Annotated in this window: 27 protein-coding genes and 1 pseudogene; 8 read left to right on the top strand and 20 right to left on the bottom strand. The window is 64.7% G+C overall.

The genetic code is table 11. From position 1 onward, the window contains the following. Nucleotides 1-27 precede the first annotated feature (27 nt). From AC5V87_RS15505 to AC5V87_RS15420, 18 genes and pseudogenes are all read right to left on the bottom strand, one after another. Nucleotides 28-459 (bottom strand): hypothetical protein, encoded by a 432-nt coding sequence (locus tag AC5V87_RS15505; RefSeq protein WP_456839262.1) that lies wholly within the window; start codon nucleotides 457-459, stop codon nucleotides 28-30. Continuing rightward, a complete protein-coding gene (gene ptsP, locus AC5V87_RS15500; RefSeq protein ID WP_495371494.1) occupies nucleotides 456-2,054 on the bottom strand; it encodes a phosphoenolpyruvate--protein phosphotransferase in 1,599 nt (532 codons plus the stop codon). Before ptsP ends, AC5V87_RS15505 begins: the two co-directional genes overlap by 4 nt. Before the next feature lie 4 nt (nucleotides 2,055-2,058). After that, nucleotides 2,059-2,373 (bottom strand): HPr family phosphocarrier protein, encoded by a 315-nt coding sequence (locus AC5V87_RS15495; RefSeq protein ID WP_051377959.1) that lies wholly within the window; start codon nucleotides 2,371-2,373, stop codon nucleotides 2,059-2,061. After that, on the bottom strand, nucleotides 2,366-2,752 hold the full coding sequence (gene dhaM / locus AC5V87_RS15490; RefSeq protein ID WP_027557143.1) for a dihydroxyacetone kinase phosphoryl donor subunit DhaM: 387 nt from the start codon (nucleotides 2,750-2,752) through the stop codon (nucleotides 2,366-2,368). Before dhaM ends, AC5V87_RS15495 begins: the two co-directional genes overlap by 8 nt. Next, a complete protein-coding gene (dhaL, locus tag AC5V87_RS15485; protein WP_456839264.1) occupies nucleotides 2,749-3,363 on the bottom strand; it encodes a dihydroxyacetone kinase subunit DhaL in 615 nt (204 codons plus the stop codon). Before dhaL ends, dhaM begins: the two co-directional genes overlap by 4 nt. Continuing rightward, the gene (locus AC5V87_RS15480; RefSeq protein ID WP_495371493.1) at nucleotides 3,360-4,367 is read right to left on the bottom strand and encodes an ABC transporter ATP-binding protein; all 1,008 of its coding nucleotides are present in this window, start codon (nucleotides 4,365-4,367) and stop codon (nucleotides 3,360-3,362) included. The genes dhaL and AC5V87_RS15480 overlap by 4 nt, the downstream gene beginning before the upstream one ends. Then, entirely contained in the window at nucleotides 4,360-5,457 is a 1,098-nt protein-coding gene (locus AC5V87_RS15475; RefSeq protein WP_456839266.1) for an ABC transporter ATP-binding protein, read from the bottom strand. The genes AC5V87_RS15480 and AC5V87_RS15475 overlap by 8 nt, the downstream gene beginning before the upstream one ends. Before the next feature lie 6 nt (nucleotides 5,458-5,463). Beyond that, on the bottom strand, nucleotides 5,464-5,676 hold the full coding sequence (locus AC5V87_RS15470) for a hypothetical protein (RefSeq protein ID WP_495371492.1): 213 nt from the start codon (nucleotides 5,674-5,676) through the stop codon (nucleotides 5,464-5,466). Continuing rightward, nucleotides 5,673-6,626 (bottom strand): carbohydrate ABC transporter permease, encoded by a 954-nt coding sequence (locus AC5V87_RS15465; protein ID WP_456839268.1) that lies wholly within the window; start codon nucleotides 6,624-6,626, stop codon nucleotides 5,673-5,675. Before AC5V87_RS15465 ends, AC5V87_RS15470 begins: the two co-directional genes overlap by 4 nt. Then, nucleotides 6,623-7,582, bottom strand: a complete 960-nt coding sequence (locus tag AC5V87_RS15460; RefSeq protein ID WP_456839269.1) for a carbohydrate ABC transporter permease — start codon at nucleotides 7,580-7,582, stop codon at nucleotides 6,623-6,625. Before AC5V87_RS15460 ends, AC5V87_RS15465 begins: the two co-directional genes overlap by 4 nt. 101 nt (nucleotides 7,583-7,683) lie before the next feature. Beyond that, nucleotides 7,684-9,018, bottom strand: a complete 1,335-nt coding sequence (locus AC5V87_RS15455; protein ID WP_456839270.1) for an ABC transporter substrate-binding protein — start codon at nucleotides 9,016-9,018, stop codon at nucleotides 7,684-7,686. 561 nt (nucleotides 9,019-9,579) lie between these two features. Further along, nucleotides 9,580-9,755 (bottom strand): annotated as a pseudogene (locus AC5V87_RS15450) (M20/M25/M40 family metallo-hydrolase); the annotation flags it as partial. Nucleotides 9,756-9,800: 45 nt separating this feature from the next. Beyond that, the gene (locus AC5V87_RS15445) at nucleotides 9,801-9,986 is read right to left on the bottom strand and encodes a Rieske 2Fe-2S domain-containing protein (protein WP_495371491.1); all 186 of its coding nucleotides are present in this window, start codon (nucleotides 9,984-9,986) and stop codon (nucleotides 9,801-9,803) included. Between the two features lie 287 nt (nucleotides 9,987-10,273). Beyond that, nucleotides 10,274-11,734 carry a dihydropyrimidinase gene (gene hydA / locus AC5V87_RS15440; protein ID WP_495371490.1) on the bottom strand — a complete coding sequence of 487 codons (1,461 nt, stop codon included), beginning with the start codon at nucleotides 11,732-11,734 and terminating at the stop codon, nucleotides 10,274-10,276. After that, nucleotides 11,695-12,426 carry a maleate cis-trans isomerase family protein gene (locus AC5V87_RS15435; protein WP_495371489.1) on the bottom strand — a complete coding sequence of 244 codons (732 nt, stop codon included), beginning with the start codon at nucleotides 12,424-12,426 and terminating at the stop codon, nucleotides 11,695-11,697. The genes hydA and AC5V87_RS15435 overlap by 40 nt, the downstream gene beginning before the upstream one ends. Nucleotides 12,427-12,435: 9 nt before the next feature. Continuing rightward, entirely contained in the window at nucleotides 12,436-13,212 is a 777-nt protein-coding gene (locus AC5V87_RS15430) for an ABC transporter ATP-binding protein (RefSeq protein WP_495371488.1), read from the bottom strand. Continuing rightward, complete coding sequence (locus AC5V87_RS15425) at nucleotides 13,212-14,063, bottom strand: ABC transporter permease (RefSeq protein ID WP_495371487.1); 852 nt, start codon at nucleotides 14,061-14,063, stop codon at nucleotides 13,212-13,214. The genes AC5V87_RS15430 and AC5V87_RS15425 overlap by 1 nt, the downstream gene beginning before the upstream one ends. After that, complete coding sequence (locus tag AC5V87_RS15420) at nucleotides 14,047-15,051, bottom strand: ABC transporter substrate-binding protein (RefSeq protein ID WP_456839275.1); 1,005 nt, start codon at nucleotides 15,049-15,051, stop codon at nucleotides 14,047-14,049. Before AC5V87_RS15420 ends, AC5V87_RS15425 begins: the two co-directional genes overlap by 17 nt. A gap of 201 nt (nucleotides 15,052-15,252) precedes the next feature. Between AC5V87_RS15420 and AC5V87_RS15415 the strand changes: the two genes are divergently transcribed. Next, a complete protein-coding gene (locus AC5V87_RS15415; RefSeq protein WP_456839276.1) occupies nucleotides 15,253-15,960 on the top strand; it encodes a GntR family transcriptional regulator in 708 nt (235 codons plus the stop codon). Between the two features lie 2 nt (nucleotides 15,961-15,962). Then, a complete protein-coding gene (locus tag AC5V87_RS15410) occupies nucleotides 15,963-16,712 on the top strand; it encodes an aspartate/glutamate racemase family protein (RefSeq protein ID WP_495371486.1) in 750 nt (249 codons plus the stop codon). On the opposite strand, the gene AC5V87_RS15405 is transcribed toward AC5V87_RS15410, so the two are convergent. Continuing rightward, nucleotides 16,713-18,095: an amidase gene (locus AC5V87_RS15405; RefSeq protein ID WP_495371485.1), complete on the bottom strand. Its 1,383-nt coding sequence runs from the start codon at nucleotides 18,093-18,095 to the stop codon at nucleotides 16,713-16,715. A gap of 85 nt (nucleotides 18,096-18,180) precedes the next feature. On the opposite strand from AC5V87_RS15405, the gene AC5V87_RS15400 reads away from it, so the two are divergent. Genes AC5V87_RS15400 through AC5V87_RS15385 form a run of 4 tightly spaced genes read left to right on the top strand, consistent with a single transcriptional unit; the run spans nucleotide 18,181 to nucleotide 22,051 of the window. Then, nucleotides 18,181-19,275 (top strand): ABC transporter ATP-binding protein, encoded by a 1,095-nt coding sequence (locus AC5V87_RS15400; RefSeq protein WP_495371484.1) that lies wholly within the window; start codon nucleotides 18,181-18,183, stop codon nucleotides 19,273-19,275. 29 nt (nucleotides 19,276-19,304) lie between these two features. Next, nucleotides 19,305-20,351 carry an ABC transporter substrate-binding protein gene (locus tag AC5V87_RS15395; RefSeq protein ID WP_495371483.1) on the top strand — a complete coding sequence of 349 codons (1,047 nt, stop codon included), beginning with the start codon at nucleotides 19,305-19,307 and terminating at the stop codon, nucleotides 20,349-20,351. 21 nt (nucleotides 20,352-20,372) lie between these two features. Beyond that, a complete protein-coding gene (locus AC5V87_RS15390; protein ID WP_456839280.1) occupies nucleotides 20,373-21,236 on the top strand; it encodes an ABC transporter permease in 864 nt (287 codons plus the stop codon). Beyond that, nucleotides 21,236-22,051 (top strand): ABC transporter permease, encoded by an 816-nt coding sequence (locus tag AC5V87_RS15385; protein WP_495371482.1) that lies wholly within the window; start codon nucleotides 21,236-21,238, stop codon nucleotides 22,049-22,051. Before AC5V87_RS15390 ends, AC5V87_RS15385 begins: the two co-directional genes overlap by 1 nt. Here the strand turns inward: AC5V87_RS15385 and AC5V87_RS15380 are convergent, their stop codons facing one another. Beyond that, nucleotides 22,052-22,387 carry a hydroxyisourate hydrolase gene (locus AC5V87_RS15380; protein WP_456839282.1) on the bottom strand — a complete coding sequence of 112 codons (336 nt, stop codon included), beginning with the start codon at nucleotides 22,385-22,387 and terminating at the stop codon, nucleotides 22,052-22,054. It abuts the gene before it with no gap. Between the two features lie 26 nt (nucleotides 22,388-22,413). Here AC5V87_RS15380 and AC5V87_RS15375 point away from each other — a divergent pair, with 26 nt between their 5' ends. Together AC5V87_RS15375 and AC5V87_RS15370 are read left to right on the top strand one after the other, a co-directional pair. Further along, nucleotides 22,414-23,610 (top strand): MFS transporter, encoded by a 1,197-nt coding sequence (locus AC5V87_RS15375; protein WP_495371481.1) that lies wholly within the window; start codon nucleotides 22,414-22,416, stop codon nucleotides 23,608-23,610. Next, nucleotides 23,591-24,958 carry an amidase gene (locus tag AC5V87_RS15370; protein ID WP_495371480.1) on the top strand — a complete coding sequence of 456 codons (1,368 nt, stop codon included), beginning with the start codon at nucleotides 23,591-23,593 and terminating at the stop codon, nucleotides 24,956-24,958. Before AC5V87_RS15375 ends, AC5V87_RS15370 begins: the two co-directional genes overlap by 20 nt. The last annotated feature ends 17 nt before the right edge of the window (nucleotides 24,959-24,975 follow it).

Genomic DNA, 24,975 nt, shown 5'->3' with positions numbered 1-24,975 from the left:
GGTTATCTTTCTTGCATTTCGAATTCGTCAGCCGATGCTTTCGGCGTAGCGCGCGAGCTGAGCAGCGAAGTCGACGATGAGCTGCTCCAGCGCACGATTTTTCTTATCGTCGCCCAGATCGGGCACCGTCACTGTCACGACGCGCGTGCGCACCTCACGATGGGCGCCGCGCAGCCGTCCCGGATGCGCACGGCCATAGGCTTCGAGGAACGCCGCCCGCTCGGTACCGGAGAGATGGCAGACCTCGAAGATGATCGCGACATGCTTGGCCGGAATCGGCACCAGATAGGCAGGGTTGGTGATCTGACTGACGAATGACCGGTTCTTGCCGAGCGCCGCCGCAAGCTTCAAGCGCGTCCCGGATGGCCGGTTGTCGAGCGCCCGTCGCAGGATGAGCTTGTAATCCGCAACATTGCTGTCGCCCGGCCGGCTTGTGTCTTCGCCTGCGTCTTCACTCATGCGGTCACCCCGGCAATGGCGGCCTTGAGCCGCGCCACCGCAATCGGCGAGACCGACAGAGTCGTCAAGCCTGTCGCCAGCAGCGCCTTCGTCAAACGCGTGTCCGCCGCGGCATCGCCGCAGAGCGAGACTTCGACGCCCCGCTTGCGCCCGGCCTCGACCGTTCGCGCGATCAGCGCGAGCACCGCTGGATGGCCGGCATCGTTGAGGTCGGCGACCGCGCCGATATCGCGTGCCGCTGCCATTGTGTATTGGGTCAAGTCGTTCGACCCGATCGAATAGAACGCCGCGCCGAACTCCTCTGCGCATAACGCTGCGGATGGGACCTCGACCATGATGCCGAGCGGCGGCCGGGCACAAGCGATGCCCTCTGCGCTGAGGGCCGCAAATTCAACGTCCAGCATGGCATTGGCCAGGTCGAGCTCCGAAGGGATAGCGACCATCGGCAGCATCACCTTCAGCGCCCCATGCACGGCCGCCCGGCACAGCGCCCGCAACTGCACGCGAAACACCTCCGGCCGCGCCAGCGAGAGCCGGATCCCGCGCAAGCCCAGGAATGGATTGCGCTCACCATCGACGGTCACGCCAGGGATAGGCTTATCGCCGCCGGCATCGAGGGTGCGGATCGTCACGAGCCGTCCTGCGGCCCACTCGAGGATACGGCGATAGACGGCGTATTGCGCGTCCTCGCCGGGCAGGCCCCTCGATCCTTCAAACAGAAACTCGGTGCGCACGAGGCCGATGCCGTCGCAGATTGCGGGGTCGAGACCCGCAAGGTCTTCGGGTGCGGCGACATTGAGAAGGACGGCGATGCGCCTTCCATCGGCCGTCAGCGCCGGCTTGAGGCGGCCCGCGTCGGCGGCGATCTGCGCGGCACGCGCCGCCGCCATGCGCTGCTCGAACTGGCGGCGCGTTTCCGGCTTGGGATCAAAGATCACGCTGCCGGTATCGCCGTCGACCAGTGCCAATGACGGCGGCTGTCCGTTCCACGGTAGTGGACCTAGTCCAACCACCATGGGGGCGCCGCGCGACCGGGCGAGCATCGCAACGTGCGACGACGACGATCCGCCGGCGAGCGCAATGGCACCGCCGCGGGTCCAGTCCACGGCGAGGAACGTCGACGGCGAAATATCGTCACCCGTGACGACGGAATCTCCGGAGATTTTTGCGATTGTGTTTGCGCCGTTCAGCCCTGCGAGCACGCGATCGCGAATGTCGACGAGGTCGGCGGCACGGGCGCGGAAATACTCCTCATCCGCCGCGCGGTAGCCGGCGATCTCCGCGTCGAGTGCTGCGCGCCAGGCCTCGTCGGCAGCCGTACCGCCCGCAACAGCCTCGTAAGCCCCCTCCGCGAGCGCATCGTCACCGAGCATTGCGACCTGGAATTCCAGGATTTCCGCGGCCTCGCCATGGACCGTCGCGATCACTTCGGCAAGCTCGGCTGCGGCCCCCTCGATCGCTGCCTTCAGCGCTGCGGCCTCCTGCGCGGGATCGCCCTTCGTCACCCTGCTCGCCACGGCACTCGTCAACACGGCGACCGGGCCGATGGCGAGGCCTGGCGAGGCGGGATGGCCGGTGAGGTGAATCTCGCCCACGATTCTACGCCTCGCCAAAACCGTCATGCACCAGTGCCAGCATGGCCGCGAGCGCCGCCTCGCCATCAGGGCCGGCAATGCGGAAATGCAGCGTTGCACCCTGCGGCGCTTTCACACGCATCACTTTCACCGGACTCTTGGCGTCGGTCCAGGGCCCCTCGGCTGCAAGCGCAATTTCGATCTTGGCGACAAAGCCTTTCGCGCATTGCGTGAGCTTCACCGATGGCCGCGCGTGCAGGCCGACCGGATTGACGAGGACCGCCGAAGCGGTCAGCGGCACAAACGTCTGGGCCGCCCGGTTGGCGTTGGCATCATGCATAGAATTCCTCCGCACTGCGCTTAACGGCGGCAAGCGATGAGCCGCCCGAAGATTCGGTCGCAGCGATGACGGCCCCCTCGACCACCGGGGCATTACAGACCAACACGCGCGCGCGCCGGTCTTCCGGGAGCATCTCGACCGCCATCTCCGAATTGGTCTCCGCACCGCCGAGATCGACGAGGATCGCAACCCCCGCCGGTGACCAGGCCGTCTCGATCGCCTCGAGGATTCCGGCAACATTCGTACCTAGGCCGCCATCGACATCGCCACCGGTCCAGGCCAGCGGCACTGCGTCACCGACCATCTGGCGCACCATATCGGCCGCGCCTTCGGCGATCTTCGGCGAATGCGACACGATGACAATTCCGACGTTGCTCATGTTTTGGCCTCGAACTCCAATGTCTCAACTGCTGCGCCGATCAGAAGGGACACGGAGCGCGAGCCCGGGTCCATATGGCCGATGGAACGTTCGCCAAGAAACGACGCACGGCCGCGAATGGCCTGCATAGGCGTGGTGCGATCGGCCGCTTGCACAGCCTCGGCCACGATTGCCTTGGCATCACCGCCTCCCGCAAGAACCGCGTGCACCGGCACCAGGACATCCAGCAGCGTCTTCTGTCCTGCCTCCGAACGGCCACGCGCCTTGACGGCCTCGATTGCCTTCTCCGTCGCAGCGACCAGATCGGCTCGGCTCGGCTGCTCCGGAAGGGTCTTGCCCAGTTCCATGAAGAAAGTTCCGACCAACGGCCCCGATGCACCGCCGACCTTCATGACCAATGTCATTCCGATCGCCTTCAGCATTTCGGGGAGCGACTTCTCGGCAAGGCCCGGCAATGCGGCGAGCACAGCTTCGAAACCGCGCTTCATATTGAGGCCGTGATCCCCATCGCCAATCGCCTGGTCGAGGCTCGTCAACTCGTCCGCATGCTCGATCACGGACGCTGCCATCGCTTGCACCAATCTTTCCCTGGCCACGCGATCAAGGCTCATGCCGCTACCCTCCAGCCATTCGCATCGAAAAACAGCGGTTTATTCAAACCGAGGGAGACGACGTCTCCGGCCCCAAAACCCGTCTCGGGATCTGCCAGGGTCACAACCGGCCGCCCGGCGAGATCGAGATGAAGGTGACTCTGATCGCCGAGGTGCTCGACCCGCTTGACGGTTGCCGATATGTCGCCGCCGCCGCGGGCAATCGTCAGGTGCTCGGTCCGCGCGCCAATCGTCTCGACGCCGGCGGGCACGCCGCCGAACAGGGCCGCCGGCAGCAAATTGATCACCGGCTGGCCCAGCCTTGCTGCGACATGCGCGTTGATCGGGCTCTCGTAGATCTCGCGCGGCGTGCCGATCTGCATCAGCCGCCCGCCTTCGATCACGCCGATGCGCGACGCCATGGTCATTGCCTCGGTCTGATCGTGGGTGACATAGAGGATCGTCGCGCCAAGATCGACCTGAATCCGCTTGAGCTCGAGGCGGAGCTCGCCGCGAAGCTTGGCATCCAGCGAAGAGAGCGGCTCGTCCATCAGATAGATCGAGGGCGAGCGGACCAGCGCCCGACCGATCGCGACCCGCTGCATCTGGCCGCCCGAAAGCTGCGTTGCCTTGTTGTCCAGCTTGGTTTCGATATGAAGAAGGCGTGCAACCTCCCGCACCTTCGTGCGGATGTCCGCTTCCGGCACCCGCCGAGTCGGCGCGCGCAGAGCGAAGGCCATGTTCTCGAACACGGTCAGGTGCGGATACAGCGAATATTGCTGGAAGACGAACGCAACATTGCGGTCCGCCGGCGCATCGCCGGTCACGCTGCGCCCGTCGATGCGGATCGAGCCAGAATCCGGTTGCTCCAATCCGGCGATCAAGCGCAATGCGGTGGTCTTCCCGGCGCCCGTCGAGCCGAGCAATGCGACGAACTCGCCGTCCCCGACGGTCAGCGATAGATCGCTCAAGGCTTGCGTCTTGCCAAAGGCCTTGGAGACGGAGACGATCTCGACCTCAGCCATGCGCGCCTCCTTCATGCAGCGCAGTGCGTATAGCCCGGCCGGATGCCTTGTCGAAGATCGACAGCGTATCGGGCCGGAAGTCGAGCCCGACCGTCTCACCGGTCCGGAAGGATCTGCTACTGGGCGAGCGGGCCTTGAGCGCACCGTAATGCGTCGTTACCGTCACGATCTGCGTCGTGCCCAGATATTCCGTGCCATAGACCTCTCCGCGCACCATGCCGCGATCGGTGAAGCGCACATGCTCGGGCCGCACCCCGAGCACCAGCTCGCTTTCCGCCATCGCCTCGCGCGCGGCAGGAATTGCAACGTCACGCTCGCCGAGCCGGATGGCCTCTGCACCGCTCTGCAGGCCGCCGCGGAACGGCAGGAAGTTCATCGGCGGCGAGCCGATGAAGTCGGCGACGAACAGCGAAGCGGGCCGGTCATAGATGTCGCGCGGGCTCGCCACCTGCTCGACGACGCCGTTGTTCATCACCGCGATCCTGTCGGCCATCGCCATGGCCTCCAGCTGGTCATGAGTGACATAAACGGTCGTCGCGCCCAGCCGGTCATGCAGGGCCCGCAATTCATGAATCATGGCGTCCCGCATCTCGGTATCGAGCGCGCCGAGCGGCTCGTCCATCAGAAAACACTTTGGCTTGCGCACGATCGCCCGCCCCAGCGCAACACGCTGCCGGTCGCCGCCGGCAAGGCCGGAGACGGAGCGGTCGAGCAGATGCGAGATCCTCAGGATGCGCGCAGCCTCGACGACCCGCCGATCACGCTCGGCCGCGCCGATGCCCTCGCATTTCAGGGGAAAGCCGATGTTGCGCCGGACATTCATGTGCGGATAGAGCGCGAAGAGCTGGAACACGAAGGCAATGTCGCGCGCCGACGCGCGGTTCATCGTCACGTCCTCGCCATCGAGCCGGATCGTGCCCGCCGTCGGCAGCTCCAGGCCGGCGATCATGCGGAGCGTCGTGGTCTTGCCGCAGCCGGACGGTCCGAGCAAGCAAAGGAACTGGCCGTGCTCCACGGTGAAACTGGCGGACTTGACCGCATGGAAGGTACCAAAGGATTTGTCGAGCGCCTCGACCTTGATCTGTGCCATCGCGCGCTACTCCGGAACCTTGGACACGATGGTGAACATCACCGTGCCGAACAGGGTCGTCGCAAACGACCAGGAATACAGTGTCAGAGACAATGGCTGCATCAGCATCACCACGCCGGCGGCGATGATCGTCGTCGCGATGGCTTCGAGCGGGCCGCGGCGCAGAAGGCGGTCCGCAAGACGGCGCCGCGCAATGGATGGGGTGGCGTCGATACTCATTTGCGGACAGCTCCAAAAGTGATGCCGCGCAGCAGATGCTTGCGAAGCAAGACCGTGAACACCACGATCGGCACCAGAAACAGAGTCGTGCCTGCGGCCACTGCCGGCCAGTCTTGCCCACCCTCGCCGATGATGATCGGAATGAACGGCGGCGCCGTCTGTGCGTTACCCGAGGTGAGAAGCACCGCGAAAGCGTATTCGTTCCAGGCGAAGATCAGGCAGAAGATTGCGGTTGCCGCGATTCCCGTGGTGGCCTGCGGCAGCACCACCTTCACGAACGCCTGGAAGCGGGTGTATCCGTCGATCATCGCGGCCTCTTCGTACTCACGCGGGATTTCGTCGATGAACCCCTTGAGCAGCCAGACCGCCAGCGAGACATTGACCGAGGTGTAGAGCAGGATCATCCCGAGCCTGGTGTCGGACAAGCCGATGGTGCGGTACATCAGATAGATCGGGATCGCGACCGCGATCGGCGGCATCATCCGGGTCGACAGGATGAAGAACAGCAGGTCATCTTTCAGCGGCACGCGGAACCGGGAGAAGCCGTAGGCCGAGAGGGTACCCAAAGCCACGGCGAGCACGGTCGAACCAAACGCAATGATCAACGAATTGACGAACCGCGGCACATAGTTCGAGGGGCCGGCGACGACCATGTTGCGGCTGCGGGCGATGTCATCGCACAGCCCTTGCGGCGGCCCTAGCGAACGGATGAATTCCGGCGTCTGGCGCGAGCGGGTCGTGAACAGGTTGCAGAAGCCTTCCAGCGAGGGCTTGAAAATCACCTTCGGCGGATAGGAGATCGCATCGTCAGGCGACTTGAATGCGGTGAGCATGATCCAGACCAGCGGGATCATGGTGATGATGGCGTAGAGCACGACGAGCGAGCCGGCAAATCGCCGCGTCGTGGCCGACGGCTCGACGACTGAATGGGCCGTGGTGGCTGATGTCATCGGCTTTTCACCTTGTTCAGCGCCTTTACATAGATGTTGGCGAGTCCGAAGACCGTCACGAACAGGATGATCGCGAAGGCCGAGGAATAGCCGGTGCGCCAGCTCTCGAACGCCGCCCGCTTGAGCGTGATCGAGGCGACTTCCGTGGTCGATCCCGGCCCGCCGCCGGTAAGCAGGTTGACCATGTCGAACATCTTGAAATTCTCGATGCCGCGGAAAAGCACGGCCAGCATGATGAACGGCAGCGCCATCGGCAGCGTGATCGACCAGAACTGCCGCCATTTGGACGCGCGATCGACCTCGGCCGCCTCGTAGATGTAGTCGGGGATCGAGCGCAGGCCGGCGAGACAAATCAGCATCACATACGGCGTCCACATCCACGCATCGACGATGACGATGGCCCAGGGGCTCAGCGTGACGTCGCCCAGCATCTGGAAGGACGAGGCTGCGCGGCCGGTGAAGAAGGCGACGACGTAATTGAACAGGCCGATCTGGGGCTGGTATAGGAACGTCCAGAAATTGCCAACGACGGCCGGCGAGAGCATCATCGGCAGCAGGATGATCGTGGTCCACATGCCGTGGCCGCGGAATTTCTTGTCGATGAGGTAGGCCAGGCCGAATCCGAGGACGGTCTCGATCACCACCGTCCAGATCACGAAATGCGCGGTCACCTGCATTGCCGCCCAGATGTCAGGATCGGTCAGGATCGACTGGTACCAGTCAGCGCCCAGCCAGATCGTCGGCACATTGGCCCTGTTCGCTCGGTAGTTCGTGAACGACAGATAGATCGTCCAGAGCAGCGGGAAGATATTGATCGCCAGCAGCAGCACGATCGTCGGCGTGATGAAGAGCCAGGCGAGCGTCCTGTCCGACAGGCCCTGGATGCGGCGCGCCACGCCCGGCCGGACCATGACGGCCCGATAGGTGATCCGCGAAGAGGCACTCAATTCGTTCATTGCGTGAACCGATCCTGGCACTCGGCGTCGACACTGCGACGAATTCCGGTCATCTCGAAGGAAGCCCGGAGCGCGAGCACACGCGCTCCGGGCAGCTTGCATCAGAACTTCTTGCCTTCTTCCTTGAAGATCGCCTTCCAGTCCTTCACCAGACCGTCGAGCGCTTCCTGAGCGGTGCCCTTGTCGGCAACCACGTAGTCATGCACGCGCTTCTGCTCGGCTTGCAGCAGCTGGGCGTAGGAGGGCTCGGCCCAGAAGTCGACGACCATTCCCATCGACTGCAGGAACTCCTTGGCGAAAGGCGCACTGTTCGGGAAGCTTGGGTCGTTCAGCACGGACTTGGCGCAGGAATAGCCGCCGAGCGCCCACCACTTCTTCTGGACGTCGCCGCCGGAGAACCACTTGATGTATTGCAGCGCCTCGGCCTGGTTCTTGGAGTAGGAGACCACCGAGATGCCTTGTCCGCCGAGCTGCGTCGCCTGTGCGGCGGGACCGGCCGGATTGACGAAGAAACCGATCTTGTCGCCGCCAACATTCGGATCTTTGTAGAGGCCCGGGAAAAACGCGAAGAAATTCATCTGCAGCGCGACCTGGCCGGACTTGAAGGCATCAAGTCCTTCCGACATGTAGGAGTTTGAGGCGCCGGGCGGCGTGCAGCACTTGTAAAGCTCCTTGTAGGCCTCGAGCCCCTTCACCGCGCTGGCCGAGTTCACGAACCCATCCATCGCATAGGGCTTCTTCGGATCGTCGTATTTGAAGCCGTAATCGTAGAGATAGTTCGAGACGCCCATGGTAATGCCTTCCGAGCCGCGCTCGGTATAGATCGAGGCGCCGTAGACCTTTTTGCCGTCGATCTCGCGCCCCTGGAAGAATTGCGCGATGTCCTTGAGTTCATCGAGCGTCTTCGGTACGCCGATCTCGCGGCCGTACTTGGCCTTGAAGTCCTTCTGCACTTCCGGCCGCGCGAACCAGTCCTTGCGATAGGTCCAGCCCACCGCATCGCCCATCGCCGGCAGCGCCCAGTAATTCGGCGTGTTCTTCGGCCACTCGGAATAGCCGACCACCGTGGCCGGCATGTAGTCGTCCATGCTGATTCCTTCCTTCTTGAAGAAATCGTTGAGCTTGACGTACTGGCCGTTCTCCGCGGCGCCGCCGATCCATTGTGAATCGCCGATGATGAGGTCGCACAGCGAGCCATGCGAATTGAGTTCGTTCAGGAATCGATCGGCGTAATTGGTCCACGGCACGAATTCGAACTTCATACCGATACCCGATTGGGCGGTGAAGTCCTTCGACAATTCGACCAGCGCGTTGGCAGGATCCCATGCGGCCCAGCACAGCGTGATAGTCTTGCCTTGCGCCTGCGCGGGCGTGGTACCCGCTCCGACGCCGAACGCGGCAACAACAGCCCCGCATGTCACTACAAGCGTCTTCATCGTTCGTTTCATTGCACGTTCCCTCCGAGTGCGCCGGCCATCGGCATGGCGCGGCTTTCCTACCCGCTCGAATGCTTCGAGCAGAGCGACACAGTCCAAGACGAGCTGAACAACTAAACTGGCGTTTCCTCGCGCCACCCGGATTCTATAGGTCCGGCAGGCTCGATTTGTTTAGTAGTGCACGATTTACTAAACATTGCAAGTGCAGTTTTGCTGGTCGTCCGCTCGGCCGATTGCAATTTTCGCGTCACGAGCTGATCGCCGTTGCGGACAAGCCGGATTGAGGGAGCAAGGGCGATCACCAGATCCAGGTGATGATAGTGAGCATGATTGCTTTAGATGAACGGCGTCGATCAGCGAGCAACTTGCTGGAGTAAACGCTTGACTTGGGTGTGTCTGCGCTACGTCCAACCGTTGCGTCGCCCTCGGTAAGGTCGGCGGCGCAGGACGCCGATGTGGCGCCGCCCGCAGCCCCGTCGGTCGCGGCGATAGTGACGGCCGCGCCGAGACAGGCCATCGCCTCGCGGTCGTCCCGAGGAGCCACATCCTGCATCGGCGTCCTCACGCCTCGATGGCAGGCGCGAAGGCGAGTTCGCGCAGCAGCTGTGCCAGCACGGCGGTGCCGGCCGCGACATGATCGGGTTCACCCATTCATACTCGGCATGGCTCGCGCCGTCGCGGCACGGGATGAAGATCATCGCAGCCGGGCAGACGTTGGCCAGATGACGGGCATCGTGACCGGTCGTTGAGGCGCTTCAATCCAGATTTGAACGCCCTTGACCTTAGCCCGATAGAGCCGCAGCGTGGGGTCGGGCAGCCCGCAGTGATGGCGCCGTCGCACAGGTCGAATGACGCCGCTGGTGCGGGCAGCGCAGCCGCCCCGCCGTCAGTTGCCCAAGACCGAGATCGGCCTGCTCGTGCGGACAGGCGCGGTCGCAGGCGACGACGTCGCCGTCGTTCCAGATCACGAGCAGATCGCGCCCGGCGACGCGAACAATCCTCTCTCCTGGGTGACTTGGGCCTCCGCGCTGCAGGGGCGGTCTCGATCAACCTGCTCGGCGGTGCCGACCTGAGCCGGCTGTTCGGCATCGGGGTTTCAGGACCGGTCTATTTCGCGCTGGGCAAGTCGCGACATCGCCCTCCTCGATCGTCGCGAGCAGCGCAGGCAGGTAGCGCAAAATCATGGAGTACGTGCTGCGCTCCACACCGGGCAACGTCCAATGGGGGTCTCTCCGGATGGACGAGCTGCGCCTGGTCAGATCAGGCTCGACTTGCCGCGGCTCAGCACCTCGCCTGCGCCTTTGTCGCCGACGATCTCGCCCCGGTCGTACACGAGCCGGCCGCGGGCAATGGTGGTGACGGGCCAACCGATGACATCAAAGCCTTCCCAGGGCGTATAGTCCGCGCCGTGGTGCAGATCGGCCTGCTGAATCTTCTTCTTCAGCTTGGGGTCCCACAGCACGATATCGGCATCGAAGCCGACGCCGATCGAGCCCTTGCGGGGATAGAGGCCGTAGATCCTTGCGTGGTTGGTCGCCGTCAGCTCGACGAATTTTTGCAGGGTGATGCGTCCCTTCGAGACGCCTTCGGAAAACAGGATCGGCAGCCGCGTCTCGACGCCGGGAATGCCGTTCGGCACCCAGCGGAACGAGGTGCGGGCGTTCGGCGTCAGCTTGCCCTTGGGGTCATCGTAACGGAACGGGCAGTGATCGGACGAGAAGGTCTGGAACACGCCTGACGTGATGCCCTCCCATATCGCCTGCTGGCTCTCGACATCGCGCGGCGGCGGCGAGCAGACATATTTCGCGCCCGTGATGTCCATGTTCAGGCCCTTCATGTCGTCGGCCGTGAGCGTGATGTATTGGGGGCAGGTCTCGGCATGAACAGGCAAGCCGCGCTGCTGGGCCCAGCGCACCTGCTCCATCGCCTCGCGCCCGGAGACGTGCACGATCATGATGGGAACGCCGATCACCTCGGCATGGCTGATGGCGCGATGTGTCGCCTCGCGCTCGACCGCCTGGGGCCGCGAAGTGCCGTGATAGTAGGGCGCGATGTGGCCGCCGCGCTCGAGCTTGCTGGTGAGGAAGCGAATGGCGTCGTAGCCTTCGCAATGAACCATGACCAGCGCCTCCTCGCGGCGCGCAACCTCGAACACCTCGAGCAGCTGCTCGTCGCTGAGCACGAGGTCGTCATAGGTCATGAACACCTTGAACGAGGTGTAGCCGTCCTTGACGAGGGCCGGCAGCTCCTGGCCGAGCACGACTGCGGTCGGATCGGAAATGATGAGGTGGAAGGCGGTGTCGATGTAGCACTCGCCCTCGGCGAGCTTGCGATAATTCTCGACGCAGGTGCGTAGCGAGGTGCCTTTCTCCTGCAGCGCGAAGGGCAGCACCATGGTGTTGCCCCCCGCCGCTGCCGCGCGCGTCGCCGAGGCGAAGTCGTCGGCCATCACCACGTCGGGGCCTGAAGCTTGCGAGATGTGGACGTGGCTGTCGATGCCGCCTGGCAGCGCCAGCAGCCCCGTCGCATCGATCTCGCGGGCCGCGCCCTCGATGCGGTCGCAGATGCTGACGATGCGGCCGTCGCGAATGCCGATATCGGCGCGAAACTCGTCGCTGGCCGTCACGATGGTGCCGCCGCGAATGGCGAGATCGATTTGCGTCACATGGGTCTCCGTCACTTTATGACTGGCACCGTCTGAAAAATCCGGCCCCATTGCTCAAGGACCGTGTTGTCGCCGCCGGCAAGGCCAAGGGTTCGCCACAGCGTGACTGCGACCGAGTCGAGCACCGCGATGTTCAATTCCCGTTCGAGCGAGGCTGCAAGCGCGGCGCCGTCGAGATTGGTGCAGAGGATCACGACGGAATCGGCGCCTTCCGACGCAACGGCGCGGATCATGTCCGCGATCGTCGCCTCCGCGACCTCGCCGAAGGAAAAATTGTCGCGCAATCCGAGGTGCCGCTCCGCAAACGGGACGATCCCCTCCTCGCTCCATACGTCGCCGATCCGCCGCTGCACGTCATCGGTATAGGGCGTGACAAGGCCGACACGTTCGGCGCCGAGCGCGCGGGCGGCATCGATGCAGGCGAGCGTCGACGTCGTCGCGGGCTTGCCGGTGCGCCCCGTGATGGCTTCGCACAGGCTCCTGTCGCGGCCAATGCCGAGCCAACTCGCGGAGGTGCCGTTCCAGGCGATCGCGTGAACCCTGGCGTCGGCCAGCAGATCCGCCGCGGGCAACATCACCGAGGCATCGAACTGGCTCAGTGCCTCGGCATCGAGCGCGATCTCGGTGACGCGGAAACGCGAGAAATGCGCCGTGACGCCAGGGACGCCGGCGAGCATGGCACTGGTGACGGGCTCCAGCACCGAATTGGAGGACGGCGTGATCATGCCGAGACGCTTGCGCATGGCATTACCTTACGACGCCTGCGCAAGGCGCGTCGACTCCTCCCGGATCAAAGCCAGGATGTGGCGCTTTGCGTCGTTGAATTCGGGGCTGGTGATGTCGCGCGGGCGCGGCAGGTCAAAATTGACGGCCTCGCGGATCCGGCCCGGCCGCTTGGTCATCACCACGATCTTGTTGCCGAGCACAAGCGCTTCGTCAACGCTGTGGGTGACGAACACGATGGTGCAGCGGCGCTTCTGCCAGATCGCGACCAGCTCCTCCTGCATTTCGAGCTTGGTCTGAGCGTCCAGCGCCGCAAACGGCTCGTCCATCAGGATCACGCTCGGGTTCATAAGCAACGCCCGCGCGATGCCGACGCGCTGGTTCATGCCACCGGACATTTCGGAAGGGTGATGATGCTCGAAGCCGCGAAGGCCCACGAGATCGATGAACTCCATGGCGCGGTCGTGCCGTTCGGCCTTGGCGAGGCCCTTGAGCTTGAGATGGAAGGCGATGTTGTCGATCGCGGTCAGCCACGGCATCAGGGTCGGCTGCTGGAACACCACGCCGCGGTCCGAGCCGGGCCGCTCCACCTGCTTGCCGTCGACCAGCGTACGGCCAGAGGTCGCCTGCTCGAAGCCCGCGATGATGTTCAGGAGTGTCGACTTGCCGCAGCCGGACGGGCCGAGCAGACAGACGAAATCATTGGCCTCGATGTCGAGGTTGATGTTGTCCAGCGTCAAGAGGTCACGGCCGCGCCGCTTGTCGGAAAACACTTTTACGATGCTGCGAAGCTCGATCGCCGCCATCAGCTCGCCCTACCCTGCACTGTGGTTGTCTGTTGCCAGCGCAGCGTGCGCGCCATGATCGCCTTGAGACCGAGGTCGGAGAGATAGCCGAGCAGCCCGATCGAAATCATCGCGGCAAGCACGATGTCGTAGCGCAAGAAGTAGTAGGAATCCCACAGCACATAGCCGAGGCCGCTCTTGACCGCGACCATCTCGGCCGTGACCGTCAGCATCCAGGCCGAACCGACGGCGATGCGCAGGCCGGCAAAGATCGAGGGCAGCGCCGCCGGCAGCACGATGTCGGTCAGCATCTGCCGTCCGTTCGCGCCCATCATCGCGCCGGCGCGGACGAGATTATGATCCACGGTCTTCACGCCATGGATGCTGTTCATCAGCACCGGAAAGAAGGCGCCGAGGAAGACGAGGAAGATCGCAGGCTTGTCGGCAATGCCGAACCAGATGATGGCCAGCGGAATCCAAGACACCGGCGGGATCGGACGCAGCATCTGCAGCGTCGGCTCCAGCGTCTTCTCGAACAGACGCGACCAGCCAATCGCGACGCCGGCGAGAATGCCGAGCAGGCTTGCCAGCGCAAAGCCGCCGAACACGCGCAAGGCGCTTGCGAGCGCATCGCGCAGCCAGTGGCCGGAATAGGTTTGCGTGGTCTCGTCGAAGCCGAACACCCAGTCGCCGAGCGCGTGCAGCACCGCGGTAGGCGCCGGCAAGAGTGCCGGCGGCAGCATGCCGCTGCGGGCGAAGGCTTCCCAGCCTGCAATCAGCAGCACGGGGACGATGAGGCGTTCGAGCCCCTGCAACGCCCGCGTCAACCGAAACGCCGGCCTTGCGGGCGAAACGTCAGTAACCGAGGTCATTCTTGGCCTTTCCCGTGGCCTTCTCCAGGAACGAATAATCCATGTTCTTCTCTGCTTCCGCGGAGACGTCCTTCGAGATGTATTTGAGATCGCGCATCATCGCGGCGATCGCGAGCGTCTGCGAACGATGGATCGCAGGATCTGGCGTGGCGTTGTTGAGCGCCTCGGTTGCCACCTCCTTGTCGAGACCGGTGAGCTTGTTGATGACCTCGATCCATGGTCCTTTGTCGGCGATCAGCTTGTTGTCGAGCTCGACCACAGCGCCGACGACGCCCTGCACCCCCGCGCGCTGGCTGGCGATCACATCGGAACGGGTGACGATCAGATTGGTCAGATTGCCGGCGGCCTGGTCATACGGCAACACGAAATGCTTTCCGGCGCCAGCAAAGCGGATTTGCGAGGCGAACGGCTCGACCGAACAGATCATATCGACCTCGCCGCGCTGGAGCGCTGCGAGATGATCGGACGGATTGGGGATGTTGATGAACTGGATGTCCTTGTTTAGATCGACGCCCTGTTTGAGAAACGCGCCGCGCATGTGAATGTCCTGCGCATTGCCGCGGGAGGCCGCGACCTTCAGCGGCTGCCCGTCGCTCTTCGCCTTCGTAACGGTCGCCTTGAACGTGGCCCAGTCCTCGGGCGGCAGGTTCAGCTTGGCGGAGGAGAGGCATTCCGAGCCGCCGTTGATCTGGCCGGAGACGGCGACGACGTCAAAGCCCTTGTCGAGCGCTGTGATGTAATGGAGGTAAGTGACCTGCGCGACGTCGATGCTCTTTGACACCAGCGCAGTGAGCACGTCATTGCCGGAGTTGAAGCCGGTCGCCTCGACCTCGACCCCTTTGGCCATGTCTGGAATCAGCGACATCGGCAGGCAGTGCGCGCATTTGGCGTAGCCGAGTTTGATCTTCGCGGTCTGCGCCATGGCGAGATCGTCACCGCCGAACATCGCCGCCATCACCACGAGGCCCAGTCGCAAACTCGTCCGCATCGCCAACTCCGTTTCGGAAAAGCGCGAGGGCTCGCGCATCGTGCGGTGATCATCCGTCGGCTTTCGCGGCAGTGCAATCCGATTTTTGCATGCTGCATACAATTTGCGCGCTATGCCATTGTTTTCAGCTACATGCGTCGGTATTTTGGGCAAGCCAAGGGGCCGGAAACGGCTAGGATGAACTGAAGCAACGAGGCGCGCGTGCAGCAGAAGTCGGACACCCCGAAGGGACGAAAGTCGCCCAAACTCAAGCGGATGGGCCTGCATGAGCGCGCCGCCGCGCGGATGCGGACGATGATCATTCGCGGCGAGCTCCCCCCGGGATCGCAGACCCAGGAAACAAAACTGTCGAAGGAGCTCGGCGTGTCGCGCACCCCGCTGCGCGAAGCGATGAAGGTGCTCGCGGCCGAAGGACTGATCGAGCTGCGCCCCAACCGCAGCCCACGGATCGCCGACATCGCGGTCGAGGATATCTCCGAACTATTTGAGGCCCTCGCTGGCATCGAGCGGCTCGCGGCAGAGCTTGCCGCGGAGCGCGGCACCGAACGCGATCTCGCCCGCCTGCGCACCTTGCAGACCCGGATGGAAGGACATCATCGCAACGGCAAGCTTGACGAGTATTTCGCCATCAATGGCGAGATCCACAACACCATCGTCCGCATGGCCCGCAACACGCCGTTGCGCGAGGCACACGAGACGCTGATCTCCCGCGCCGAGCGCGCGCGCTATCTCGCATTGGGCGCCGACAAGCGCTGGAGCAATTCGGTCGACGAGCACGCCAATATTCTCGCCGCGCTTGAAGCGCGGGACAGCGAGACCGCGGGCCGCCTGCTCGGCGCCCATGTCCGCCAGACCGGCACTGCCCTGCTCGAGACACTCGCGCCCAAGCCCAAGCTGACGGCGGCCTGACCATGAAGCTGCTGCTGCTCAACCCCAACACCAGCACCGCGGTGACGCAATTGATGACCGAGGTCGGGCAGCGCGCGGCCGCGCCCGGCACCGAGATCATTCCCTTTACGGCGACCCGCGGTGTGCCCTATATCGCAACCCGCACCGAAGCGCAGATCGGTGGGGCCATTGCACTGGAGATGCTGGCCGAGCAGCACACCAAGGTCGATGCCGCGATCATTGCCGCGTTCGGCGATCCTGGCCTGTTCGCCGCACGCGAGACTTTCGACATTCCCGTGGTCGGCATGGCTGAAGCCGCAATGCTGACTGCCTGCATGGCCGGACGGCGCTTTGGCATTGTCACCTTCGCCCAGGCACTCGGGCCATGGTACGAAGAGTGCGTCCGCGACCACGGGCTGCGCGAGCGCTGCGCCGGCATCCGCATGCTCGATACGCCGTTCAAGGCGATTTCGGAGGTCGGGACCGAAAAGGAGGATCTGCTGGTCGACCTCGCGCAACGCGCCATCGTCGAAGACGAGGCTGATGTCCTGATCTTCGCAGGCGCGCCACTCTCGGGCCTTGCCGAACGCGTCGCCGACCGGGTCCCCGTCCCCGTCGTCGACCAAGTCGTTGCCGCCGTGAAGCAGGCCGAGGCGCTCCATGCACTGCGGCTGCGCAAGGCCACCGCAGGCACGTACCGCCGGCCCGCCGCCAAACCGACGATTGGCCTTGCCGAGGCGCTTGCCGCCCGGCTCGAGCATCGCGACAGCTGATCAGAGAGGCGGCCGACCGTGCGAAAAGCCCAATTCGTTCTCGATGGCACGGCCGAAGGCAAACAAGCGGGATTCGCTCCCCGGCGGCGCGATGATCTGGATTCCGAAAGGCAGCTCGCTCTCCCCTCGCCGCGCCGGCAAGGTAAGGACCGGAAAGCCGACCAGCGACACGATGAAGGTGACGGCGAGATAATCGATGGGCGTCTCCAGTGCCGTGCCGTCGATCGCGGTGACGTCGCCGATCTCGTTCGGCCAGGGGAAGACCGACGCCGCCGGCGCGACCAGGAAATCGAAGCCGGTGAACAGCTCGCGAAAGCTGCGGTAGATTGCAGTGCGACGGCGTTCGGCGTTGAGATAATCCTCGGCCGTCAGGCTTGTACCCGCCTCGATATTCCAGATCACGGTGGGCGTGAGCTCGGCGCGGCGGGTTCTCAGCAGCTCGCCATAGCTGTTGGCAATATGCGCGGCGCGCAGCGTGCGGAAGGTTTCGATCGCACCACCGCAGTCTGGCGAAGACGGCACGACATCGGCAACGCCCGCGAGCATGTCGCAGGCCGCGGCGAGGCGCGCACGCACCTCGCGCGACACCGGCGCGACGCCGAAATCGGGCGTGACTGCGATCCGCGGACGCCCTGTGAGCGGCCGATCTTCACAGGCGACGCAGATCGAGAGCGGATCGTTGGCGTCGCCTCCCCCACAGACCGACAGCGCCAGTTCGAGATCGTCAACGCCGCGGGCGAGGAAACCGTGGGTGGCCAGCATGTCCCAGCCGAGCGGACGGCGCGGCGACGGGATGCGACCGGGCGTAGGCCGGATCGAGGCGAAGTCGCAGAAGCTGGCGGGGGTGCGCACCGAGCCGCCGAAATCGGTGCCGTGCGCGAGCGGCACCATACCGGCAGCAACTGCGACGGCGGAGCCGCCGGACGATCCGCCGGAGGTCAGCGCGGGATCGACCGGATTGCGCGTCGGCCCGCACAATTTGTTGGTGCAGACCGCGCCGAAGCCGAATTCTGGCGTGTTGGTCTTGCCCAGTATAACTGCACCGGCGCGTCGCAGCCGCGCAACGACGAGATCGTCCTCGGCAGGAACGTGATCGCGAAACAGAACCGATCCGTAGGTGGTCACAAGCCCCGCAGTGTCGGTGAGGTCCTTGATCGCGATGGGCACGCCATGCAGCGGCCCGACCGGTGCGGACGCACCGTCACAACTGTTCGCGGCGCGGCGGGCGCTTTCGGCATCAACGGTCACGAATGCCGCCAATTGCGGATCCCGGTCAGCGATCCTCGCCAGATGCGCCTCGATGGCGTCGCGCGAAGACAGCTCGCCCTTCGCAATCGCGCGCGCAAGAGTTGTGGCCGAGAGTTCGCAAATCGATGTCATCATCCCACAATGCCAAACCTCGCATCGAAACGCGAGCATGACGGGCACGAGACTTGCTTTCTCCTTTGCGGCAACGGGAGGCAACACCATGGCTGAAGCGCAAGGCGGACGGTCACTCGTCGTCGACGCGGTCACCCACCGCTATCCGAGCGGCGCGCTTGCGGTCGAGGACATCAATCTCGACATTAAGGGGGGCGAGATCATCGCGCTGCTCGGCCCGTCCGGCTGCGGCAAGACCACGCTGCTCCGCATCATTGCCGGCTTTATCGCGCAGACGCAGGGGCGGATCATCATTGGCGACGACATCGTCGACGCGCTGCCGCCGAACAAGCGCGCCGTCGGTATCGTGTTCCAGAACTACGCGCTCTTCCCGCACCTCTCGATCAGCGAGAATGTCGCCTACGGTCTCGCCGCGCGCGGCGTCGACAAGACATCGCGCCTGCGCGAGGCGCAGCGCCTGCTCGAGCTGGTGCAATTGCCGACCATGGCGGAGCGTCTGCCAAGACAACTCTCCGGCGGCCAGCAGCAGCGCGTTGCCCTTGCCCGCGCGCTCGCGATCAAGCCGTCGATCCTGCTGCTGGACGAGCCCTTTGCCGCGCTGGACAAGAATCTACGTCTGGACATGCAGATCGAGGTGAAGCGGCTGCAGCGCGTGTCCGGCATCACCACGCTGATCGTGACCCACGACCAGGAGGAGGCGCTGTCGATGGCCGACCGCGTCGCGGTGCTGAGCCACGGCAAGCTCGAGCAGTTCGGCACGCCGTCCGACGTCTACGACCGGCCGCAGACCCTGTTCGTGAACACCTTTGTCGGCTCGACCAACCGCATGCCCGGCGTCGTGGTCTCGGCCGACCGCACAGCTGCAAAGGTGCGCCTCGATGCCGGGGCGGAGATCATCGCACGGCCGGCAGCAGGCGCCCTCACCGAAGGCGGGCGCGTCACCGTCTGTATCCGGCCCGAGCATCTGCAATTCGTCGGCGACGAGGCCGGCTTTGCCGGCGTGGTCGGCATGTCCCTACCGCTCGGCGCCACCGTCGTGCACGAGGTCACGATCGCCGACGGCTCCGGCGTCAAGGTGTCCCAGGCGCGCATCGGCGAGACGCGCGCACTGGAGAATGGCGCTGCGGTGCGCCTCGCGCCGCTCGCCCCATCGCTCGCCAATGCTTTTCCCGCAACGCTTTAGATCCAGTCTTGTCCAGAGGGAGTTCGACCATGATCATCAACCGCCGAAGCCTGATGACAACTGCGCTCACACTTGGCGCCATGAAGGCATTTCCAAGACTGAGTTTCGCCCAGGCTCGCCCGCTGGTGTTCGCAACGTTCACCGGAAGCTGGGAAGAGGCACACAAGGCCGTGCTGGTGCCAGCCTTCCGCAAGGCCAACCCCGATGCGACGATGGTGCTCGACCCCATGCTGTCGGTCGACCAGATCGCGAAGGTCAACGCCGCCAAGACCAATCCGCCGATCGACGTCATGCTGCACGATCCAGGTCCGGCCCTCGTCGCGATCGGCCAGGACCTGGTCGAGCCTTATCCGGCCGAGAAGAGCGCCTATTACAAGGATCTGATTACCGAGGCGCAGGAGCCGATGGGCCCCGCCCCGTTCTTCCAGGTCGTCGGCCTCACCTACAATCCGGAAGCCGTCAAGACGCCGCCGACCTCCTGGGCCGATCTCTGGAAGCCGGAGTTCAAGGGCCGCGTCGGTATCACCAACCTCAATTCGACGCTCGGCACCGGCTGGTTGGTCGAGATCGCCAAGATGCGCGGCGGCTCGGAAGCCAATGTCGATCCTGGCTTCAAGGCATTGGAAGAGCTGAAACCCAATCTCGCTGCGGTCGCCGCCAATCCCGGCGCGCTCGCGACCCTGTTCCAGCAGGGCCAGATCGATATCTCGCCCGGCAACTTCAACGCCATCCAGATCCTGAAAGCGCGCGGCGTGCCGGTCGAGTTCGTGGCGCCGAAGGAAGGCGCCATCGCTTTCAAGACCACGATCCACATCGTCAAGAACTCGCCGAACCGCGAGCTCGCCTTCAAGCTGATCGAGGCGGCGCTGACGCCCGAGGTACAGACCGCGCTGATGAACCCGCCCTATCTGATCGTACCGACCAATGCCAAGGTGACGATGGGCGGCGAGATCGCGCGCGTGCTCGCCAAAGACACCGCGGAGCTGAAGCAGAAATTCGTGTTCCAGGACTGGAAGAAGATCAACGAGCAGCGTTCGGCCTGGATCGAGCGTTTCAACCGCGAGATCAAGATTTAGAACGGTGAAGGGCGGAGAGCGATGGGAGCAGCACCGGCATCGCGGGACGTCACGTCCTACGGACTGGGATTGGCAGCGCCGCTGGCGCTGTTTTTCCTGCTGTTCTTCGTCGCACCGCTGCTGCAATTGTTCTGGCTTTCGCTCCACAACGACACGGCCGGGCTGCATTGGGGGCTCGGCCAGTACCTGCACTTCCTCACCGATCCCTTCAGCCTCAGCGTGCTCGGCTCGACGCTGCTGCTCGGCGCCGAGGTGACGACCGTCTGCCTCGTGCTCGGCTTTCCCATCGCCTGGCTCTATCAGCGCGTCGGGCCCAAGCTTCAGACCATCATCATCCTGATCGTGCTGCTTCCGCTCCTGACCAGCGTCGTGGTCCGCACCTTCGCCTGGATCGTCATGCTCGGACGCCAAGGCATCATCAACGCGACACTGCAATCGCTCGGCGTCATCGATACCCCGCTAAAGCTGCTTTACACCCAGTTCGGCGTGGTGATCGCACTGGCGCAGGTGCAGATGCCGCTGATGACCTTGCCGCTGATCACCGCGCTCGGCCGCATCGACCCGAACCTCGACGATGCTTCCTGCTCGCTCGGGGCCGGAAGCTGGCGCACCTTCTTCCGCATCGTGCTGCCGCTGTCGCTGCCCGGTGTCATCGCCGGCTGCACGCTGACCTATGCCGCCGCCATCACCGCCTTCATCACCCAGTCACTGGTCGGCGGCGGCCAGATGCTGTTCATGCCGATGTATCTCTACCAGCAGGCCTCGACGCTGCAGAACTGGCCTTTCGCAGCCGCGATCTCGATCATCTTCCTGCTCGCCGTGCTCGCGGTCGTCTCGGTCTTCACCACCCTCGGACGCATGTCGCGCGGCTATGGAGGCGCATGATGAGCGGCCGCAAGCGCACTCTTGAGGCGATCAGCTTCGAGTTCGTCATGACCGCGATCGCCGTGATCGCGCTGGTCATCATCATCGCGCCGTCGCTGGTGGTCCTGATCGTCTCCTTCACCAGCGGCTTCTCACTGCGCTTCCCACCGCCGGGCTATTCGCTGCGCTGGTATGTCGAGCTGTGGAATGCCTGGCAGCTTCACTTCGCGGCCAAGAACAGCCTCGTCGTCGCGCTATGGGCGACAGGCCTGTCCGTCGTACTCGGCGTTGCGGCCGCGCTGGCGATCTCGCGGTCGCGAACGCTGTCGGCCCGACTGCTCGATTCCCTCTTCATGTCGCCGCTGGTGTTGCCGGCGCTGGCCTTTGGTCTTGCCGCCTTGATGCTGTTCTCGCTGGTCGGCCTGCCGGTCTCGCCGCTGACGCTGGTGATCGGCCACACCGTGGTCTGCGTGCCCTATGTCGTGCGCAACACGGTTGCCGCCCTCGCCCAGCTCGAGCCGGCCCTGCTTGAAAGCTCGACGGTGCTGGGCGCGAGCCGCCTCTACACGTTCCGTCGCATCGTGCTGCCGCTGATCCGACCCGGCATCATCGCCGGCGCCTTCATCGCTTTCATGTCTTCGTTCGACAACGTCCCGGTCTCGCTGTTCCTGCGCGATGCCGCAACCGACATGCTACCGATCCGGATGTGGCAGGACCTCGAGGGCAAGCTCGATGTGACCATCGCCGCGCTGTCGGGCGTGCTGATCATCGTGACCGTCGCGCTGGTCGCGGTGATGGAGCGCGTCACGGGCCTGTCGCGGCGGTTGACGAATTGATCAGGCGCCGCGGAACAGCGAATAGCCCCAGCGGGTGAATTTCAGCGGCAGGTGAAAATGCTCGTCAACGTTCTTGATGCGGAAGCGGAACGGCGTCACGGTCAGGAAGCCGTCGCGCTCGCGAAAGAACTCCCCGAGATGAAACAAGACCTCATACTCGCCTGCCGTCACGCTGGCGCCCTGCGCGATGGGGTGATCGAGTACGCCATTGGCGCCGAGCCGCCCTTCGGCAAGGCGCGAAGAATCGGGCCCAATGCGCCAGATCTCGACGCGCAGCCCTTGCGCGGGACGCCCGCTCGCCACGTCGACCGCGTGAATGGAAATACCGCCTGCCACCATGTTCCTCCCGTGAGCGCAGCGCCATGGTAGACACAAACGCGGCCGTTCGGCCAGCGCATGCGCTGCTGCCGGCGCTCGGCGCGATGACCTGGCTCCAGGCGCTGGTGGCGCTCGCCTTGTTCGCACCGGGCGTGGTCGCACCGCGCGCCCGTATCGAGGTCTGGCAGCTCTCGATGTTCTCCTGCGCGGTGTTCGCCGTCGGCATCCCCGCCTCCTTCTGGGGTGGCGGCTTCATCGCCCGGGTGGGCTCGCTGCGGATCGCGAGTCTCTGCGCGGCAGCGATCGTCGTCAGCATGGCGCTGGCCGCGCTCGGGTCGAACGCCGCCTTGCTGGCGGCGGGCCTTTGCCTCGGCCTTGCGATGGGGCCTGAGACGCCGGCAAGCGCGGCGCTGCTGGCGCGGCTGGTGACCGCCGAGCGGCGCGCCCTCGTCTTCTCGGTGCGCCAGACGGGCAATCAGATCGGCGCGGTCTGCGGCTCGCTCGCCCTGCCCGCGATCGCCATCGCATTCGGGCCAGCCTGGTGCTATGCGGCCGTCGCGGCCGCGGCGCTGCTGGCGATCCTGCTGTTCGAGCATCTGCGACCGGCCTACGCCGGCAAGGCCGTCCCGCCCCCAAAGCTCGATCTCCGCGCGCGTCTGGCGCTGGTCACGGCGGACCGACGGATCGCGATGCTGGCACTGGCCTCGATGCCGTTCAGCGCGATGCAAGTGTCGCTCAACACGGTCTTCGTCACGCTTGGCACAAGCGAGCTTGGCCTTAGCCATATCGAAGCAGGCATAGCGCTCGCCTGCGCACAAACGGGCGGCCTGGTCGGTCGTCTCGGCTGGGGCTATGTCGCCATGCGCCTCAGCGCCTCGCGCGTGGTCCTCGTCGTCATCGGCCTTGGCATGGCCATCTGTGCCGCGCTGCTCGGCCTCGACGGCGCTGTGCTCGGCCGAACCGGCCAGTTCGCGATTGCTGCCCTGTTCGGCCTGACGGCATCGGGCTGGAACGGCGTCTTCGTTGCCGAGATTGCCCGCCTCGCCCCCCAGGACCGGATCGGCGAGACCACCGGAGCGGTGCTGACCGCGTCCTATGCCGGCCTGCTGGCGGCGCCGGCCGTGGTATCGATCCTGGATGGTGTGGTCGGCCTCGGCGCGGCCTTCTTCGCCTTGGCGTGCCTCGCGCTGTGCGGCACATTGGCTCTGATCTGGGGAGGCGATGACAAAGCCGGTCAATAGCGCGCGCGAGATTGCGGCCGACGTTACGGCGGGGCGAACCAGTGCGGTCGCGACCGCCAGGGCCGCCCTCGCCCGCATCGAGGCCGCGAAGAGCTTGAACGCTGTGGTCACGATGGATCCCTCGCGCACGCTTGCCGATGCCGCCGCCGTCGACGATCGCCTGCGCGCAGGCGAAGCGATGCCGCTTGCCGGCGTCCCCATTGTGGTCAAGGACAACATCTGGACCGGCGGCTGGCGCGTGACACAGGGCTCACGCCTGTTTGCCGATTTCATCGCGCCGCAGGATGCGATCGCGATCGAGCGGCTGCGCAAGGCCGGAGCCGTCGTCGTCGGCATCGGGGCAACCTCCGAGTTCGCGAGCAAGGGCGTGACGACCTCCCCGCTGTTCGGGCCGACGCGGCACCCGCTCGACCTCGCGTTGACTCCCGGTGGCTCATCGGGTGGTCCGGCCGTCGCCGTCGCAGCCGGCCTCGTGCCACTCGCGATCGGCACCGATGCGGGCGGCTCCAGTCGCAGGCCGCCAGCCCATGTCGGTGTCGCCGGCTTCAAGCCGTCCTACGGCGCAATCCCTTATGGACCTGGCTTCGCCGAGCCGTTCTTCGGTCTCTCCGTCATCGCGCCGATCGCCACCGACGTTGCCGACATCGCGCTGGCGTTTGAAGTCATGGGGGGCGCTGATCGGCGCGATCCAGACTCGGCGAGCATTGCGCAAGAGATCGCCGACATCGCCAGTCTGCGCATCGCATTCTCGCCTCACCTCGGCCTCGATGTCGCCGTTGACGATGCCGTCGCCAATGGACTCGTTTCTGCCGTCGAGCGGCTCTCGGCCGCAGGATTGCGCATCGCGCAGCGCGATCCCGTCTGGCCGTCAGGCGCCACGGAAGAGTCCATCATGCCGCTTCAGCATGCCGGCCTCGCCGCTCTCTATGGAGAGGCCTTGCGCAAGGACCCGACCGTCTTCGATCCTGATATCGCCAAGCAGATCGAGCGGGGGCTGTCGTGGTCAGGCGCAGAGGTGGCCGGAGCGCTGCTCTCAAGCACTGCTATCGCCAACGCCTTTGCGGAGTTCTTTGGCGGGATCGACCTGCTGCTGACGCCGACCGTCCCATGCGTCGCGTGGCCACTGGCGCAGCTGGGCCCTGATATGATCGGAGGAAAACCCGCCAGCCCACGTGCCCACGCGGTGTTCACGCCGTTTGTCAATCATGCCCGCCTTCCGGCGATCTCCATTCCGTGCGGAGCCGATCGGTGCGGACTTGCATTCGGCCTTCAGATCATTGCCGCGCGCGGACAAGATCGTATGCTGCTCCAAGCAGCGCAAGAGATCGAAGCGATCTTGCGAACCTAAACCCAAGCGCGGCGTTT

This window comes from Bradyrhizobium sp. SOJA106 (assembly GCF_059448745.1).
The sequence above is the reverse complement of the archived record's forward strand: the minus strand, read 5'-3'. Positions and strand labels throughout refer to the sequence as shown.